This window comes from Isosphaeraceae bacterium EP7 (genome assembly GCA_038400315.1).
GTDB lineage: Bacteria > Planctomycetota > Planctomycetia > Isosphaerales > Isosphaeraceae > EP7.
In genome coordinates this window covers 1,351,741-1,369,428 of record CP151667.1, presented here as the reverse complement: position 1 = coordinate 1,369,428, position 17,688 = coordinate 1,351,741, and the positions used below count along the sequence as shown (strand labels likewise).

Here is a 17,688-nt window from a genome sequence, read left to right as displayed (position 1 = left end):
CGGGCGGCGTGCAGTTGCGAAGAATGCGACCCGGGACATTCCAGTCAGGAATCAACCGGCTCGGACGAATTGAACGCGAGCAAGGCCCGAGCAAGAGCCAGGTCCGACGGATCGGTGATTTGCTCCACGATCATCGGCAAATCGAGCTGAACGACCCACGATTCCGCTTCGACTCCGAGGCCGAGTGATTCCGCCTCCCGGAGCGCCAGCAACGCCCGGAGTCGATGCCGCGACAGGTCGCAACCCGGGGCCGCGAGGTGGACGAGCATCGCACCGCCATCGCCGAGGTCGGCGACCAGGTCGGTGCGGCCGAGGATGAGTTGGTCGCCGGCCATGACCGACCAGGCGACGTCCTCGCGAATGGCCAGGTTCCGGGCGAGTGGCCGCGCGAATGGTTGGGCCTGCCACTCGGAGAGGATTGAGAAGGCATTCGCACGCAGGCGTCTCACGGCGACGGGATTCTGGATCCGGCCCGCCTGTTCGACCTTCGCCGCCAGCTCCTCCGCGTCTTCGGGGATTGTCTCGCGCATGACCGACCGGACGAGCCTGATGAGTCGCGCCGACTCGGGGTCGACGCCCCTGGCAGGATCGAGGTCGACGACCGGTGTTGGAACGACCGTAGTTTGGTTCCCAGGAGCGTCATCGACGGCGACTTCGAAGATCGCATCGGCGATCTGATTGAGGTTCAGGCCACCTCGGCTACGAAACGGCGCGGGGTCGCGGTCTTCGAATGGCGGTGCGGGCTCGGCGTTGATGACCCTGACGACTGGCTGGCCGACTCCGGGGGGCAAATTGCCCAGGAAGGTGCCAGAGGTGAGGTCGAACCTCCCGGCGAGGAGCTTCAGGGCCGCGGAGTGAGGCGCGGCGTCGAGCGGTCGAGCGGCCGAGAGGACCAGGCGGTCGCGGGCGCGGGTGGTCGCGACATAGAAGAGTCGCAACGCCTCCTCGCGGTCCTCGCGGTCTTCCCTGCCACGATGGATCAGCCAGCCCATGCTCGTGGCCGTCGAGGATGAGTCGGCCATCGACTCGCCGGCCTCGCCCTGATCGACGTCGACTAATGCGTCACCCGGGGGACAGACGATCGGGCCGAGATCGGGGGCGAGCAAGACGCGGGCCGACTGGTGCTCGCTCCTTCGGTCGAGGTCCGGGACGAAGACGAACGGGAATTCGAGGCCCTTCGCCTTGTGGATCGTCATGATCCGCACGGCCGAGCCCTGCTCGTCGGTCGTCGCCGCCTGCTCCTCGGCGGGGGCCTTGCGCAGGTCGGCACGGAGCCTGGCGACGAAGTCGGCGACCGTGAACCCGCCGGCGGAGTCGAACCGGCGGGCCATCCGGATCAGCTTGCGGGCGTTGGCACGCTGGCGTTCCCCGAATGTGTCGGCCACCATCGCCGCCTCGGCGCCCGACTCGTCGAGGACCCGCGCGACGATCGCCGCGATGGGGACTCGATCCTTGGCCGATCGCCACTCGCGCAAGAGGCGGCGTGCGCGTCTGGCGCCGGCGAAGTCGTCCGGGTCGAGCCGCCCTCCCCCCTCACCGTCGCACGAATCGAGCCCGTCCACGAGCGAGCCGTTGCCGTCGCGGACCAGCCAGAACAGGGCGTCGTCGCTGAGGTTGAAGAACGGCCCGCGCAGCGCACCCGCCAGGGAGACCCCGTCGTGCGGGTCTTCGACCACGCTCAGGACGTTGATAACGTCGTGGATTTCCTGCTGCGCGTAGTACGCCTTGCCCCCCACCACGTAGTAATCAAGCCCTTCATGCGCCAGCGCGGCTTCATACGTCGTGGCGTCGTTGAGCGTGCGGAAAAGGAGGGCAAAATCACCCGCCCCGACCGGGCGCCGCTGGCCGGTCTTGCGCTCGACGATCGTCGTCCCATCGGAGATCGCCTGCGCGATCCTGCGGGCGATCCATCGGGCTTCGACCATCCGATTGACCGACCTCGAACCGGGGCGCTTCGCGCCGGAATCGGGCTCATTCGCCCAGAGGAACTCGACGCGAGGGGCAGGTTCGGCGTCGAGGTCGGCCGGCCGGCTGGCGACGAGCGGCTGGTCGTCGGGGAAGGTTTCGTCGAAGAGCGCATTGACGAAGTCGAGGACGGCCGGGTCGCTCCGGAAGTTGGCACGCAGGCTCTTGCGACCCTCCTCGGGGAACCTCGCGCGGTAGCCCAGGAAGAGGTCGGGCCGTGCGCCACGGAAGCGGTAGATCGACTGCTTGAAGTCGCCCACGAAGTAGAACTTGCCCGAGAGCAGGTCGCCTCCGGAGAGCAGTTCCAGGATCTCGGCCTGAAGTGGGTCGGTGTCCTGGAACTCGTCGACCAGGATGAGGCCGCACTCGGCCGCAAGCTCCGCGCGGACCGTTTCGGCGTGGTCGCGAAGCACATCGCGGGTCATCAGAAGCAGGTCGTCGAAGTCGACCAGGCCACGCTTCCGCTTCGCGTCGGCGTATTCGCTCCTGGCCTCGCTCGCCAGCCGCGCAAATCGCAGGCCATGCCGGGCGGCTTCGAAGGTCATCTCCTCGCTCGGGTTGAGCGACTCGCAGATCTTCTTCATCGAGCCACGCAACGACTCCAGCATATCCTTGATCGACGCATAGACCTCCGGCGTCGGCCAGTTCTTCACACGCGAGCCCCCGAGCGTCGCCTCCTTGTTCTCGACGATACCCAGCAGCACCTTGATCGGGTCGCGGGCCGTCTCCAGCGCGGAGATCTCGGCGAGGAGGGTCGCGCGATTGGCCTGCATTTTGGGGTGATCGGGCGTGTGCAGGCGTAGCATCTCCAGGCAAGGGCCGGCGTCGGCGACGAACCGGCGGATCCGGGCCGGTCGCTCGTCGGTTATCCAGGCCTCGGCCCAGACGGAGACTAGGTCTTCGATCGATCGTCCAGCCCAGTGTTCGAGGGTCTCGGCCCCGCGGCCCGACACGAGCCGGATGAGCGCGTCTCGGACGAATTCGAGGCCGAACTCGACGGCCAGATCGATCAGATCGGGCTCCTGGTCCGACAGCCAACGCCTGAGGCACCCGTCGATCGCCTCGTCGCGGATCGTCGGCGCAATGGCCTCTTCGGCCACGGCAAAGGCGGGGTCGACGCCGGCACTGATCGCGTAACGTCGCAGGATGTCGCCACAGAATCCGTGGAATGTGCCGATCGGCGCGGCGTCGAGCGAGCGCAAGACGGATCGCCAGTAGGCGCGGTCTGGGCCGGACGTGGCACGGGCGCGGCAGGCGTCGCGGACGCGTTGGCGTAGCTCGCGGGCGGCCTTATCGGTGAAGGTCAGCGCGATGATCTCGCCCGGCGAACGAGGGTTGGGACCCTCCAGCTCGCCCAGGTAGCGTGCCGTCAGCACCGTGGTCTTGCCGCTGCCCGCGCCGGCGCTCAGGGCGACGCTCACGCCCCGGACGTCGAGCGCCTCGCGCTGCTCGGGCGTGAGCGAGCTACGAGATTTATCGGAGGTCGTCTCGCTCATCCCTGTGTCTCGATCTCGGGGAAGCCGGAGCGGTCCTTGCCGACGGACCGGGCCTGGCGGATCCGGCAGGCCAGCGAGAAGTCGCAATGCTGGTGGCAGTCTCCCTTGCGCGGGCTGACGGCGAAGCCGCCGTCGCGGAGCATGCCCACCTGGGCCAGCACGAACCGCTCAACACGGCCGAGAAATTCGTCCCAGTTGCTCCCCTTGGGGACGAACGACCGATAGCCGACCCCCGACAGGCCCCAGTAGCCGACGTCGAGCAGATCTGCCGACCGGCCATCCAGGGCCAATTTCTGCACCGCGAGCGCGTAGAGGGGAAGTTGGAGCATGAGGGCCGACGAGATATCCGCCTTGGAAGGGCCCGCCCCCGACTTGTAGTCGATCACCCGGAATGATGGGGGACCGACCGGCCGGTCGACGAGGTCGATCCGGTCGATGACGCCTCGCAGCTGGACCGCATCGCTCCCCTCGCCGAGCCTGAGAACGGGCTGGCCGGCATCGGCGCCGAACTTCACCTCGAAGTGCTGCGGGTGCAGCGTCTCGGCCTTCTCGTGGGAGTAATCGGCATATTGACCCGCGTACCGAATCAGGGTCCGTTGCTTACGCTCCTCGGCGATCCGCTCCAGCCCCGCGGCCACCGAGCCGACTGGCGCGATGAGCTCGGAACCGAGATGCGTCTGCACCAGCTCTCGGAGCCTGATCAGAGGGTCGCCCGGCTCGTCGCGCAGGCGGACGTGGATCAGTTCCAGCGCCTTGTGCAGGCGGTCGCCGCGGTCTGCGTAGTCATCATCAAACTCGCCGCGTTCGTCGGGGGGTTCCAGGTTCAGCACATACCGGGAGAAGAACTGAAAGGGGCAGAGGGTGAACGATTCGAGCTGACTGGCGCTAAATGTATGATCCGGGCCGAAGCTGGTCATCAACGCCTGGCCGATTCTGGAATCTTCCAGCCGCCCATCGAACCGACCGAACGACCTGTCGAACTTTCGCCTCGACGTCACCCGCAGGGCGGATGCCGCGGCGAACAGGATCGACCGATGCGTCGGAGAAGATGCGAGCCTGACCAGCTCGTCGACGGCCCCCGTCTTCCGGGCCAGGGCAACGGCCCGGACCCGACGGTCGTTGGCCGAGATGGCAAGTCCCGGATCGTCGAGCAGGGTCGGGTCATACCGCCGGCGCGAACGATGGACCCGACTGCCGGCCGGGTCGGCGTCGAGTCGACGGATCAGGTCCTCGGCGAAACTCGCGGGCAGCAGGTCCTGGCCCGACTCGTCGGTCGTGGGATAGACCAACGCCAGGGTGCGACCGGCCATGCCGCCAAGCCGGAGGAACTCCAGGGCCTCACTCGCGAAGGCCAGGTTCTCGGGCTCGGAGGGCTCGTCGAAATCGAACCCAGCCCGTCGCTCGGGCTGGTCGCGGCCCGCGACTGCCGCCCGGATCGGAAATGTCCCCTCGCCGAGGTTGGCCATCAGAACGTGTTTGGATTGCAGGCCGGCGGCGTCGGCGAGGGTGGTCACCAGGACAGATCCGGGTTCGGCGTCGCGTGGAAACGTCAGCTCACCGAGCATCGTGCCGACCTGTTCGACAAACGCCCGCCACTCCGTCCTCCCCTTGCCCTGCCCCAGTCCTTCAATCACCCACCCTTGATCGTCGAACGCCGCCCCGAGCATGGAGGTCGATCGACGGCCTGCCTCGGAGCGGTCCAGGCCGATGACACGCCAGAGCAGACGAGTCCGGTCGACCATGTCGGACCAGCTCCCCGACCATCCCGAGGGCGGCAGGACCTGGGCCAGCCTTTCGACGATTTTGAGAGCGACTGCCGCCCGGCTCGCCTTCCGCGAGCGGGCCTGCGACATCTGGTCCTCGTCTCCCCGCTTAGGCGGGTTCGCGGCGCGAGCAAGAGCAACCCGGAGCGCGTCCAGCCCGCGAGTCACACGCGTCGCCCGGATCATCGAGGCGGCAACCGCCAGGTCGTCCGTCGATTCACCGCCCAGCCCGACCGGGTCCACCTGGCCATTTCGCAAAAACCGGACGAGGGGGCCGGTCGCCCAGTCTTCGACCGTGATCCCCATTGCCAGCTTGAGGGCGCAGAGGCACGCGTCATTCGCAAGCGGTCGCCCGATCGACGTGGTCGCCGGGATCGACCACGCGTGCAACTCCCCGACGATCAGGGCGGCCTCGTCATCCCACTGTCTGACGACGACCGCGACCTCCGCCGGCCGCGCCCCATCTTCGAGATAAGCCCGAACCTCCGACGCGACGACCCTGGACAGGTCCTCGCCCCTTGGCGCCCCGATCAGGGAGAGGCCTTCGGTCGGGAGCGGGGGAGGAATCTCGTACTCGTCGTCGCGTTCGAACAGCACATCCAGGGCGGAGAGGCACACGGACCTGGTCCGGTCGACGGGCTGCACGATCTCTTCCAGGCCCAGCTCGAGCAATCGCTCGCGGATTGGCCGGGTGGCGGCGTAGACCTCGCCGAGCGCCGGGCCGGCGACGTACGGGAGCGTGACGGTGAACGTCCTCGCGTGGTCGAGGAGGAGTGCGACACCACGCCATCGCGCGGGCGTCATCGACAGCGGTTCGGCAACCAGGACACGGCCGAGCGACCCCAACCATCCGTTCGCGTGGTCATCCGAGGGGATCGAGGCCCAGCTTGCGAACGAGTCGAGGTCGGCCGCATTCAGCTCGCGCAGGACGGCTCGATAGTGGTGGAAGATCGACCGCTGGGCATTCTCCACATCGGACGCTCGGGGACTCGGCGACGGAAATCGTTCGGCCTGCATCCAGGCGGAGATACGCTCGCTGACCTGCCGCCGAAATCCTGGCGTCGCAGCCCCATGACCGATCCGGTCGAGTTCGGTCGCCTTATGGGCACGATCCAGAGCCTGCTTCAGGGCCTCGCGACGCCCGGCGTCGGAGAGCAAGGCAGGCCGATCGGGCCGCCCGTCGGCCTGGGCCATCCAGAGGTCGTCCCAGCACCAGACGCGGCCAGCCAGCCAGGAATCACGGCCGCTCGCAAGTGCCGCCCGACAGCGGTCGCGGGCCGTCGGGCCGGCGACGAGGATCAGGTCATCGGGGCGAGGGTTCCGCGAGCTCAGGTAGTCCCACCGCGGGAGCGCCCCGAACGGCCCCGTTTTCAGCAGCCGGAGGGACGGCATGGGCTCGATCTCCTCCAAGCCAGAGGGTCGCGAAGATCACCAGGGCGAGCGCCACCAGGTATACAGAAAAATACCATAGTTTGCCCGATCGGACAACGCGAACGAGCCAGACCAGGGCCACATACCCGACCACGCCCGAGACGACCGAGGCTGCCACGCAGCGCGCCACGAAATCGGGCGTGAGAGTGGCGTAGTCGACGTCTTTCAATTCGACGAGCTCGGCCCCTGCGATCGCGGGGATGGCCATCAGTAGGCTGAAACCGACCGCCCAGGTCTTGGTGAAGCCCAGTGCCAGGCCCGCCGCGATGGTCGTGCCGCTCCGGCTCACGCCGGGCAAAGGCGCGAAGGCCTGGGCGACTCCTACGGCGAGGGCGTCCACCCAGGTCGTCTCGTTCAGCCCCTTGTGCCCCGACTTCAAGCCCATCGTCAGCAACAGCACCCCCGCGGTGATCAGGAACCCGATCGCCGCGGCGGCGGGGCTCGCGAAGGTCGCCTCGATTTGCTTCTTGAGGAACAGGCCAACCACGGCAGCCGGCATCGTCGCGAGCACGGCGAGCAGCCCCGCCCTCACCACCGAATTCCGGCGATATTCGGTCGGGACCTGTTCCGAGCCGAGGAGCCCTTGCGCGCCCATGCGCCCCTCGGTCCGATATCGCAGCAGGATCGCCACGAGGGTGCCGATGTGCACGATGACGACGAAGAAGAGGTCGTCGGCGGCCGACGATGACACCCCTCGAATCCAGCCGAATAGCTTCTGTGTCGTCGCCAGGTGGCCGTCACTTGAAATCGGCAAGAACTCGGTGAGGCCCTGGACAATGCCCAAGGTCAGCGCTTCGACCCAGTCGAGCATGGAAAGCTACCTCAAGGGGGCGGCGTCGCCTCGGAGCAAAGTCATCGCGCCGGCCAGGTAATCCAGGCCGCTATATAAGGTCAGAGCGATCGAGATCCAGACCAGGCCGTCGCGGCCCATCAGCCAGGGTTGCGGCGCGCCGAGCCAGAGGCAGGCCAGAATCGCGGAGATCGCCAGGCACTGGAACGTGGTCTTCACCTTGCCAGGCCACTTGGCGCCGAAGGCCATCCCCTGCCCTTCAAGGTGACTGCGCAACGCCTGGATAACCAGCTCACGCAGCACCACGACGGTCACCATCCAGGGGGCAAGGCCCGTGCCCGGGACGGCCAGCAGGAAGATGAACGCGCCCAGCACGATGATCTTGTCGACGAGCGGATCGAGCTGACGACCGAGTGCCGTGACCTGGTTGAGCCGACGCGCGATATAGCCATCGAGGGCGTCCGTCGACGACGCGATCGCGAAGGCGACCAGCGCCGAGAAATACCAGCCGGCGGAGATGAAGGCCAGGACGATGACCGCAAGGAACAGCCGGCCCATCGTGAGCGTGTTCGGCACGTTCCAGAGGCGGGTCGCGGAGGTGGTGGTCGCCATGATCGCGGACGGGCCTCTGGTCTCAGAGATTGAGGATCGTCAGCGAGCTCTTCAGGCTCTTCTTCGCCTTGGGACGCGACCGGCGACCCCGAGGGGGCATGTTACCGGCGTCGGCCACCAGGTCATAGCCTCGCGTCCCAACGATCTCGCAAGAGACCAGGTCGCCGGTCTGCAAGTTCGCCCCCTGGACGTAGGTCAGGCCGTCCACGTCGGGGGCGTCGGCATACGTCCGGCCCAGCCAGAGACGGCCGTCCGACTCGGGCGAAGGCCCGTCGATCAGCACGTCCAGCGTCTTGCCGATCAGGCTCTCATTGAAGCCGAACGCGATCGGCTGCTGGGCGGCCATCACACGGTCGCGGCGTTCCTCGCGAACCGCCTGTTCGATCTGACCAGGCAGCTTCGCGGCGGGCGTGTCAGGCTCGTGCGAGTAGGGGAAAACTCCCAGACGCTCGAACTTCGTCGCCTCGACGTATTCCAGCAACTCGTTGAACTCGGCCTCGGTCTCGCCCGGGAAGCCGACGATGAACGTCGTCCGCAAGACCAGGTTGGGCATCGACTTCCGCAAATTGGCGATGATCGTCTCGGTCCCCGCGCGGTCGTGCCGCCGGTTCATCATCTTCAGCATCCGGTCGTTGATATGCTGGAGCGGCATATCAAGATACGGAATCACCTTCGAGGCCGATGCGAGGGTCTCGTAAAGCTCGTCTGTGAAATAGTTGGGGTAGTTGTACAGGACCCGGATCCAGTCGAGGCCGTCGACCTGGTCCAGCTCGCGGATCAGGTCGGCCAGCCGCGGTCGGCCATAAAGGTCGACGCCGTAATAGGTCATGTCCTGGGCGACGAGGTTCAGCTCGCGCACTCCGTCGGCCACCAGCTCGCGGGCCTCGACGATGACCTGCTCGATCGGCTTGGTGACGTGCTTGCCGCGCATCCCCGGGATCGCGCAGAACGTGCAGAGCCGGTCGCAGCCTTCGGACACCTTCAGGTAGGCCAGGTGCCTGGGCGTGATCCGCAGGCGAGCGGTGTCGTCCTGGGCACGCACGGCGGCCGGCCGGAAGACGGTGCGCTGCTCTTGCAGGCCGTTCATGATCCGGTCGGCGACGCTGACGATCTCCTCGCGGCCGAAGACGCCAACGATCTGGTCGACGTCCGGCACTTCCTCCAGCAGCAGCTCACGCTGGCGCTCGGCCAGGCAGCCGGCCACGACCACCCCTTTAACTTCGCCCCGCTTCTTGCGCTCGAGCATCTCGCGGATGACGCCAAGCGACTCCTGCCGCGCGGCGTCGATGAATCCGCACGTGTTGACGATCACCAGGTCGGCCTTGGCCGAGTCGGGCACGAGAACGTACCCATCCTGAGCCAGCAGACCGAGCATCCGCTCGCTGTCGACGAGGTTTTTGGGGCAACCCAAGCTGACGAAGGCATAGGTCTTGGGGGGCGAATTATCGGCCGGCTTCATGGGCAGTCCTGCTCCTTGTTCACCCGCTAGTGTACGGAGCGCCGACCCCGCCGGGGAAGACCAAAGCCTGCCATCCGTGCTCGAATCTCACAACAAACTCGGCCACGTCGTACGATCGCACGGGTTCTGGTCATTCGTGTGGGGTGGTCCAGCTCGGCTTATCCGCGGCCTTTCGCCCTCACATCTCCGGCCCGAGGGCTTCACCGCGCTGAGTCTTTGGGCTAGAATCCAACGAGGCTTAAACATTTCATCCAGGGCCCGTCGGTGGCCTTCGGACAGCTTTGTCGCTCTGTGACGAACGCCCTCCCCGGTTCGATGCGCGATGTCACCCCCCTGCGCCGAGGGCTTTCGATCCAATGTGGGCAGCTTCGTTCCTCCTGATCGGCCCGATTCTGGCGACGGCCCCTGGCGACACTCCATCATCGGCAGTCCCCGTCGCGACCCCGCAACAGGCCGAATTTTTCGAGCGCCGGATCCGGCCGATCCTGGTCGAAAGCTGCGCCTCGTGCCATGGCGCCAAGGTGCAGAAGGGGGGCATCCGGCTTGACTCCCGCGAGGCGCTCGTCCACCCGGATCTCGGCCCGGTCGTCACGCCGGGCCAGCCCGAAGAGAGCACGCTCATCGAGGTCATCCGCCGCGAGGGGGAGATCAAGATGCCCCCCAAGGTTGCCTTGAGTGTCGATGCCGTCGCCGACCTCACCGCCTGGGTGAAGATGGGCGCCCCCTGGCCCGAGTCGTCGGAGCTTGACGCCGCGGCAAACGGGACCGACGCCTCAAAGCACTGGGCCTTCCAGCCGATCGGCGATCCCTCGTTGCCCCCCGTCAAGCGCGCCGAATGGCCGAGGATGCCGGTCGACCGATTCATCCTGAGCTCGCTCGAAGCCAAGGGGCTCGAACCGTCTCGTCCCGCCGACAAACGCACCTTGATCCGTCGGGCGACCTACGACCTGACCGGCCTCCCCCCTGCCTCTGCGGATGTCGACCGTTTTCTCGCCGACGACTCCCCGGATGCCTTCGGCAAGGTTGTTGATCGCCTGCTCGCCTCGCCCCAGTACGGCGAGCGCTGGGCCCGGCACTGGCTCGACGTCTCGCGTTACGCGGACACCAAGGGTTACATCCTGTTCGAGGATGCAAATTATCCCTGGGCTTACACGTATCGCGACTATGTCATCCAGTCGTTCAACGACGACCTCCCCTACGACCGATTCATCGTCGAGCAGCTTGCCGCCGACCGCCTCCCGCCGAGTGAGGATCGCAGGCCCCTCAGGGCCATGGGCTACCTGACCATCGGCAGCCGGTTCATGAACAACATCCACGACGTGATCGACGATCGGATCGACGTGGTAAGCCGCGGCCTGATGGGCCTGACGGTCTCGTGCGCACGCTGCCACGACCACAAGTTCGACCCGATCCCGACAAAAGACTATTACGCCCTCTACGGCGTCTTCGCCAGTTCCATGGAACCGACCAAGCCTCCTCTCTTCGAGAGGCCGCCTGCGACGCCCGAGTATGTGAACTTCGCCCGCGAGCTAACGTCTCTCGAAGGAAAACTCGCCGAGTTCGTCGCCGAGAAGCACCGCGAGCTGACCGCGGGGGCCAGGTCGCGTGTCGGCGACTATCTCATCGCCGCCCAGTCGTCACTCGACCAGCCTTCCACCGAGGAGTTCATGCTGCTGGCCGACGGCGGCGACCTCAACCCGGCGATGATCACGCGTTACCGCAAGCTCCTGGAACGGACCAAGAAGCGTCATCACCCGGTGCTCGCCCCCTGGCATGCACTGGCCGCACTCCCGCCCAGAACATTTGCCGATGAAGCGCGGAGCCTGGCCTCACGTGGCTTCGCGACCGATGACCCCTCGAAGCCGGTCAACGCGGCCGTCGTTGCCGAGTTCTCCGCCCGGCCCCCCGCCACGCTGGCCGAAGCCGCCGCGGCATACGGTCGGCTTCTGAACAATGTCGAGTCGATCGCGGCCGAGCACGACGACCGGGCCAACTTGCGTGGGGTCGAGCCCGGCCCCCTGCCCTATCCTGCGCTGGAACAATTGCGGCCGCTTTTCCACGGGCCCGACGCACCGGCCGACCTGCCGTTCGACCCGTACGGCGACCTGGCCCTGCTTCCCGACCGGCCGGCCCAGGGCAGGCTCCAGGAACTTCGGAACGCCGTGGTGAAATGGCGGACGACCGGCCCCGGGGCCCCGCCGAGGGCGATGGCCTTGGAAGACCTGGCCAGCCCCGTCGAGCCCCGCGTCTTCGTCCGGGGCAACCCGTTCAACCCCGGCCAGCCCGTCGCCCGCAAGTTCCTCGACGTGCTCTCTCATGGCCAGGCTAAACCGTTCCAGGCCGGCAGCGGCCGGCTTGAGCTGGCTCAGGCGATCGCGTCTCGCGACAATCCGCTGACCGCCCGCGTGCTGGTCAATCGAGTCTGGATGCATCACTTCGGCGCCCCGCTGGTCCAGACTCCCAGCGATTTCGGCCTGCGCAGCGACCCGCCCACGCATCCCGAGTTACTCGATCACCTGGCCACTCGGTTCATGGCCGAGGGGTGGTCGATCAAGGCCCTGCATCGGCAGATCATGCGATCGGCGGCCTATCAGCAGGCCAGCGACGATCGCCCCGAGGCCGTCGCCGTCGACCCCGAAAACGCCTTGCTCTGGAGGATGAACCGCCGCCGTCTCGATTTCGAGATGACCCGCGATTCGCTTCTGGCCGTCGCGGGAAGGCTCGACGGCAACGTCGGCGGCCCCTCGTTCCCGGACATCACGGCCGATGCGCCCTCCAGGCGCACCCTTTACGGCTTCCTCGATCGGCTGAACCTTCCCGGCCTCTACCGGACGTTCGACTTCCCCGATCCCAACGCCACGAGCGCGCGCCGTGACCCGACGACCATCGCGCCCCAGGCACTCTTCCTCATGAATCACCCATTCGTCGTCGGCGCAGCCCGTTCCGTCTCCGGGCGGGCAACCGGCGAAGAGGACGGGCGCATCGCCGGGCTCTACGGGGCCCTCTTCCAGCGGTCCCCCTCCAATGAGGAGCGGGGCCTGGCACGTGAGTTCCTCCGCGAGGATGGCGCCTCGGCCGCCTCCTGGGAGCGTTACGTCCAGGCGCTCCTCCTCTCCAACGAATTCTCGTATCTCGATTAAACGACGACCCCGCACTCCCCCGGAGGACGTCCGATGGCCGACCTTCCCCGCCCCGACGACACGCCGATCGGCCGCCGCGAGATGCTCCGCCGCAGCGGCATGGGCTTCGGCATGCTCGGGCTGGCCGGCGTCATGTCCGGCGATGCGCCCGCCGCAACCACCGAGCTGAACCCGCTCGCGCCCAAGGCCCCGCACTTCGCCCCCAAGGCGAAGCGGATGGTTCACCTGTTCATGAATGGCGGCCCGTCGCAGGTCGACACGTTCGACCCCAAGCCGCAGCTCTCCAAATATCACGGAAAGCCGCTGCCCAATAGCAACCTGCGCACCGAGCGCAAGACCGGGGCCGCCTTCGGCTCGCCGTTCAAGTTCAAGAAATACGGCCAGAGCGGCATCGAGGTCAGCGAGCTGTTCGAGCAGACCGCCGGCTGCATCGACGACCTCTGCGTCGTCCGGTCGATGGTCGCCGACGTCCCCAACCACGAGCCCTCGCTCCTGCTGATGAACTGCGGAGACGGACGCCTGGCCCGCCCCAGCATGGGCTCGTGGGTCACCTACGGCCTGGGCTCCGAGAACCAGAATCTGCCCGGATTCATCGCCATGTGCCCCGGCGGATACCCGGTGGTGGCCACCCAGAACTGGCGTTCGGCCTTCCTGCCGGGCGCCTATCAGGGGACCTACATCGACAGCCAGCACACCGACATCCGCAAGCTCATCTCCAACATCCGCAACGAGGCGGCCACCCCCGAGCAGCAGCGCAGGCAGCTCGACCTGCTCGGGCGTATCAACGAGAAGCACCTGAATGACCACCAGCGAGACCCGCGCCTGGAGTCGCGCATTCAGTCGTTCGAGTTGGCCTACCGGATGCAGACCGAGGCCACCGACGCCTTCGACTTCGAGCAGGAGCCCGCCTCGATCAAGGCCATGTACGGCACCGGCATCCACGGCCGCCAGCTCATGATCGCCCGCCGCCTGCTGGAACGAGGGGTCCGCTGCATCCAGGTCTGGGACGGTGCCGGCCAGGCCTGGGACGACCACGAGAACCTGGTCGCCCATCACAGGACGCTCGCCAAGAACTGGGACCAGCCCATCGCCGCATTCCTGAAGGACCTGAAGCAGCGAGGTATGCTCGATGAGACGCTCGTCCTCTGGGGAGGCGAGTTCGGCCGGACCCCGGTCGCCGAGCTACCCGGTCTGAGCGGTCGAGACCATAACCATTACGGCTTCAGCATGTGGCTGGCCGGAGGCGGCATCAAGGGAGGGACCGTCGTGGGAGCCACCGACGAGTTCGGATTCGCCGCGGTCGAGGACAAAGTCCACGTCCACGACCTCCACGCCACGATGCTCCACCTCCTCGGCTTCGACCACGAGCGCCTAACCTATCGCTATGCGGGCCGCGACTTCCGCCTGACCGACGTTCATGGCAAGGTCGTCAAGCAGATGCTTGCCTGAGCCCATCCTGCCGCAAAACAACGCGAGCCCGGCCCGAACGTTCGGGCCGGGCTCGCGTTGTTTTATCGAGAGCACTCAGCGGAGGGGGAGGGATTCGAACCCCCGGAACCTTTCGGCTCTGCGGTTTTCAAGACCGCCGCAATCGACCACTCTGCCACCCCTCCGGTACCGATTTTGTGGGCTCAGATCGCCCTCACTGGCCAACTTCGTCGAGAACGTCTTCAGAGACGAAGATAGGAACCTCGACCGTGACGGCCAGCGCGATGGCGTCACTGGGCCTGCTGTCGACCTCGACAATCTCGCCGTCGTGCTTGATACGCAGCTTGGCGAAGTACGTGTGATCTCGCAGCTCGCTGATGTGAATGTCCTGAAGCTCGCCGCCCATCAGCTCGATCGTGTTGGCCAGCAGGTCGTGCGTCAGGGGGCGTTGCGAGGGAGCCCCTTTCACGCGACGGTCGATGCTGGTGGCTTCGAACAGGCCGATGACGATGGGGAACGTGCGAGGTCCGTCGATCTCGCGCAGGAAGATGATCTGCTGATCGCCGTTCTCGCTGATGATGATCCGGGTAAGTTCCATCTGAACGGCCACTGCGTTCGCCCCCTTCGCGCACCGATCCATCCACGGCGCGGCCCCCGGACGGGGGGCCCCACACTCGGCCGTCAGCATGCTCGACGGACTCGATGATAAGGGGGCCGGGCCGACCCGTCAACGCACCCAGCAGCCCTTCGCGGCCCGAAGTCGGGCCGACGAAGGGGGCAATCGTTCGTCTCAGAGACCGAGCAGGGCCGCGACCGCGGTCCGCTGGGCGACCAGCTCGGCTTCTTTGGCCCGCTGCTGCTCGACGACCTCGACGGGGGCGCGGCTGATGAAGCCCTCGTTATTAAGCTTGGCACGGACCCCGGCGAGTTGCTTATCCAGCCCCGCCAGCGTCTTTTTGTGCCGCTCGGCCTCGGCCTCCCGGTCAATCAGGCCGTCGAGTGGCAAGATGACCTCGAAGTCGGCCAGAACCGCCGTCACGCTCCCGGTCGGGCGTTCGGCCGACTCGGCGATGGTCATTTCCTCGGCATTCGTGAGGCTCAGGATGAACGCTCGGCCCTGCTCCAGGTCGGCGGCAACCTGGCCGCTGGCGAGGATCAAGGGGCGGACCTTGGCGATCGCCGGCACGTTGTGCTCGGCCCGCAAGTTCCGCACGGCCGTCGTCAGCTCGCGCCAACGCTCGACGACCCGCGCGGCATCGGGGTCGGCTTGCTCGCGATTCGGCACCGGCCAGGCTGCGATGCAGACGCTCTCGGCCGCAAGCGTCGGGGCCGGAAGCCCTCGCGTCGCGGCCACCTGCCCGAGCGCCTGCCAGACCTGCTCGGTGACGAACGGCATGATCGGGTGCAGCAGCCGACAGAGGCCATCGAGGACCGCCGCCAGTACACGCTGGGCATTGGGCCGTTGTGCGGGGTCCTTGAATTTCCCCTTGAGGAATTCGAGATACCAGTCGCAGAAATCGCCCCAGGTCAGGTCGCGCAGCCGCTTGGCGGCCTCGGCAAACTGGAACCCTTTCAGGTCGGAAGTGACCCCACAAATCGTCGCGTCGAGCCTGCCGAGCATCCAGCGGTCCTCGACGTCGAGGTCGTCCACCACCAGCGGGGCGGGCTCGTAGCCTTCCAGATTCATGAGCGTCAGGCGGGCGGCATTCCAGAACTTGTTGGGGAACGTCCGCCCCTGCTCGAACCGCTCCGACGTGTTCACCTCGCGGCCGTCGGGCAGCGTGGCCTTGTCCACTGGCATCCGCAAGTCCTGCGTCTCGGTGGCCGAGAGCGCCAGGGTGTACCGCAGGGCGTCGGCGCCGTAGAGGTCGATGATGTCCACCGGGTCGATGCCGTTGCCGGCCGACTTGGACATCCGCCGCCCCTGCCCGTCCTGGATCACCGGGTGGATGAAGACGTCGCGGAAGGGGACCTGGCCCGTGTTGAACTGGCCGAAGATCACCATCCGAGCCACCCAGAGCGTGATGATGTCACGCGCCGTCGACAGCACGCTCGTCGGATAATACTTCGCCAGCTCGGGGGTCGGTTCGGGCCACCCCAGGGTCGAGTGCGGCCAGAGGGCCGAGCTGAACCAGGTGTCCAGGACGTCGGGATCCTGGATCAAAACATGCTCGGTTCCGAGTGCGTTTTCGGCAAGATCGTCGGTGCCGCAGACCAGCCACCCGCCCGCCTCGGCCGGCGCCCAGGCCACGTCATCCCTGCCGCCGAAGGCGCGAGTCAGGTCGGCCTCCGTGCAGGTGGCGCAATGCCAGATCGGGATCCGGTGGCCCCACCAGAGTTGCCGGCTGATGCACCAGTCGCGCTTCTCGCCCAGCCAGTCGAGGTAGCTCTTGGCGTACCGGTCGGGATGGATATGCACCGCGCCGGAAGTCACCGCCGTCATCGCGTCGGCGGCCAGCCCGGCCGTGCCGTCGGACTCGTCGCCCATCTTCACGAACCACTGGTCCGACAGGTAGGGCTCGATCGGCGTCTTGCTGCGGTCGGAATAGTTGACGCGTGTGTCGTACGCCTCTTCCTTCAGCAGCAGGCCGGCGGCCTCGAGGTCGGCGACCACCTTCTTGCGGACCACCCGGCGATCGAGGCCCGCGTAGGCCCCTGCGTTCTCGTTGAACGTGCCGTCGGGGTTCAGCAGGTTGATCATGGGCAGCTTGTGCCGCATCCCGGTCTGGTAGTCGTTCGGGTCGTGCGCGGGGGTGACCTTCACGCAACCGGTGCCGAACTTGGGGTCGACCAGGATGGCATCGGCGATGATCGGGATCGTCCGATCGGTGAGCGGCAGCTGCAGCTCTTTGCCGATCAAATGCTTGTATCTGGGATCTTCGGGATGGACCGCGACCGCCGTGTCGCCGAGCATCGTCTCGGGCCTGGTCGTGGCGACGTGCAGCACCTCGCCGGCCGTGCTGCCGAGCACCGGGTAGGCGATCGTCCAGAGCTTGCCCTTCACGTCCTCGTAATAAATCTCATCGTCGGCCACGGCCGTGCGCAGGTGGGTGTCCCAGTTCACCAGCCGCTTGCCGCGGAAGATCTTGGCCGCGCGGAACAGGTTGAAGAACGTCACGCGAACGGCGCGGGCGCAGACGGGATCGAGCGTGAACCTCGTCCGCTCCCAGTCGCAGCTGCACCCCATCTGGCGCAACTGGCTGAGAATGCGTTTCTCGTATTCATCCTTCCAGGCCCAGATCCGTTCGACCAGGGCCTCGCGCCCCAGGTCGTGCCGGGTCTTCTTCTCTTCCTCGAGCAGACGCCGCTCGACGACCGCCTGGGTGGCGATGCCCGCGTGGTCGGTGCCGGGCATCCAGAGGGCGTCGAAGCCCTGCATCCGCTTCCAACGGATCAAAATATCCTGAATCGTGTTGTTCAGGGCGTGGCCCAGGTGCAGGGCCCCGGTCACGTTGGGCGGCGGGATCACGATGGTGTACGGCGGCTTCTCGCTCGACGGATCGGCGTGGAAGTAGCCCTTCTCCAGCCAGTAGGCGTACCAGCGAGACTGGGCTTCGTGGGGGTCGTACTGCTTGGGGAGGTCGGCGATGCTCATTGGATCTGC

The 17,688-nt window shown here is 66.8% G+C and carries 9 protein-coding genes and 1 tRNA gene; 2 read left to right on the top strand and 8 right to left on the bottom strand.

The window, feature by feature from the left end; translation table 11 throughout:
- Positions 1-44 precede the first annotated feature (44 nt).
- The 5 genes from EP7_RS05360 to rimO are packed head-to-tail and all read right to left on the bottom strand — an operon-like array spanning position 45 to position 9,516.
- Positions 45-3,461, bottom strand: a complete 3,417-nt coding sequence (locus tag EP7_RS05360) for a UvrD-helicase domain-containing protein (RefSeq protein ID WP_463526568.1) — start codon at positions 3,459-3,461, stop codon at positions 45-47.
- Positions 3,458-6,616 carry a PD-(D/E)XK nuclease family protein gene (locus EP7_RS05355; protein ID WP_463526567.1) on the bottom strand — a complete coding sequence of 1,053 codons (3,159 nt, stop codon included), beginning with the start codon at positions 6,614-6,616 and terminating at the stop codon, positions 3,458-3,460. Before EP7_RS05355 ends, EP7_RS05360 begins: the two co-directional genes overlap by 4 nt.
- Entirely contained in the window at positions 6,528-7,466 is a 939-nt protein-coding gene (locus EP7_RS05350; RefSeq protein WP_463526566.1) for an undecaprenyl-diphosphate phosphatase, read from the bottom strand. Before EP7_RS05350 ends, EP7_RS05355 begins: the two co-directional genes overlap by 89 nt.
- 6 nt (positions 7,467-7,472) lie before the next feature.
- The gene (pgsA, locus tag EP7_RS05345; protein ID WP_463526565.1) at positions 7,473-8,057 is read right to left on the bottom strand and encodes a CDP-diacylglycerol--glycerol-3-phosphate 3-phosphatidyltransferase; all 585 of its coding nucleotides are present in this window, start codon (positions 8,055-8,057) and stop codon (positions 7,473-7,475) included.
- 22 nt (positions 8,058-8,079) lie between these two features.
- Positions 8,080-9,516, bottom strand: coding sequence for a 30S ribosomal protein S12 methylthiotransferase RimO (rimO, locus tag EP7_RS05340; protein WP_463526564.1), 1,437 nt, complete (start codon positions 9,514-9,516; stop codon positions 8,080-8,082).
- 356 nt (positions 9,517-9,872) lie between these two features.
- On the opposite strand from rimO, the gene EP7_RS05335 reads away from it, so the two are divergent.
- Both EP7_RS05335 and EP7_RS05330 read left to right on the top strand, forming a co-directional pair.
- On the top strand, positions 9,873-12,656 hold the full coding sequence (locus EP7_RS05335; protein ID WP_463526563.1) for a PSD1 and planctomycete cytochrome C domain-containing protein: 2,784 nt from the start codon (positions 9,873-9,875) through the stop codon (positions 12,654-12,656).
- Positions 12,657-12,689: 33 nt separating this feature from the next.
- Positions 12,690-14,105 carry a DUF1501 domain-containing protein gene (locus EP7_RS05330; RefSeq protein ID WP_463526562.1) on the top strand — a complete coding sequence of 472 codons (1,416 nt, stop codon included), beginning with the start codon at positions 12,690-12,692 and terminating at the stop codon, positions 14,103-14,105.
- Positions 14,106-14,184: 79 nt separating this feature from the next.
- Here the strand turns inward: EP7_RS05330 and EP7_RS05325 are convergent.
- From EP7_RS05325 to EP7_RS05315, 3 genes are all read right to left on the bottom strand, one after another.
- Positions 14,185-14,269 (bottom strand) — tRNA-Ser (locus tag EP7_RS05325).
- A gap of 29 nt (positions 14,270-14,298) precedes the next feature.
- The gene (locus EP7_RS05320; protein ID WP_463526561.1) at positions 14,299-14,694 is read right to left on the bottom strand and encodes a bifunctional nuclease family protein; all 396 of its coding nucleotides are present in this window, start codon (positions 14,692-14,694) and stop codon (positions 14,299-14,301) included.
- Positions 14,695-14,874: 180 nt separating this feature from the next.
- The gene (locus EP7_RS05315; RefSeq protein ID WP_463526560.1) at positions 14,875-17,679 is read right to left on the bottom strand and encodes a valine--tRNA ligase; all 2,805 of its coding nucleotides are present in this window, start codon (positions 17,677-17,679) and stop codon (positions 14,875-14,877) included.
- Positions 17,680-17,688: the final 9 nt, after the last annotated feature.

What these genes read in the sequence shown, in the direction of transcription:
- EP7_RS05330 (WP_463526562.1), top strand. Translation starts at nt 12,690, where the DNA reads ATGGCCGACCTTCCCCGCCCCGACGACACGCCGATCGGCCGCCGCGAG.
- EP7_RS05360 (WP_463526568.1), bottom strand. Translation starts at nt 3,461, where the DNA reads ATGAGCGAGACGACCTCCGATAAATCTCGTAGCTCGCTCACGCCCGAG.
- EP7_RS05335 (WP_463526563.1), top strand. Translation starts at nt 9,873, where the DNA reads ATGTGGGCAGCTTCGTTCCTCCTGATCGGCCCGATTCTGGCGACGGCC.
- EP7_RS05355 (WP_463526567.1), bottom strand. Translation starts at nt 6,616, where the DNA reads ATGCCGTCCCTCCGGCTGCTGAAAACGGGGCCGTTCGGGGCGCTCCCG.
- rimO (WP_463526564.1), bottom strand. Translation starts at nt 9,516, where the DNA reads ATGAAGCCGGCCGATAATTCGCCCCCCAAGACCTATGCCTTCGTCAGC.
- pgsA (WP_463526565.1), bottom strand. Translation starts at nt 8,057, where the DNA reads ATGGCGACCACCACCTCCGCGACCCGCCTCTGGAACGTGCCGAACACG.
- EP7_RS05350 (WP_463526566.1), bottom strand. Translation starts at nt 7,466, where the DNA reads ATGCTCGACTGGGTCGAAGCGCTGACCTTGGGCATTGTCCAGGGCCTC.
- EP7_RS05315 (WP_463526560.1), bottom strand. Translation starts at nt 17,679, where the DNA reads ATGAGCATCGCCGACCTCCCCAAGCAGTACGACCCCCACGAAGCCCAG.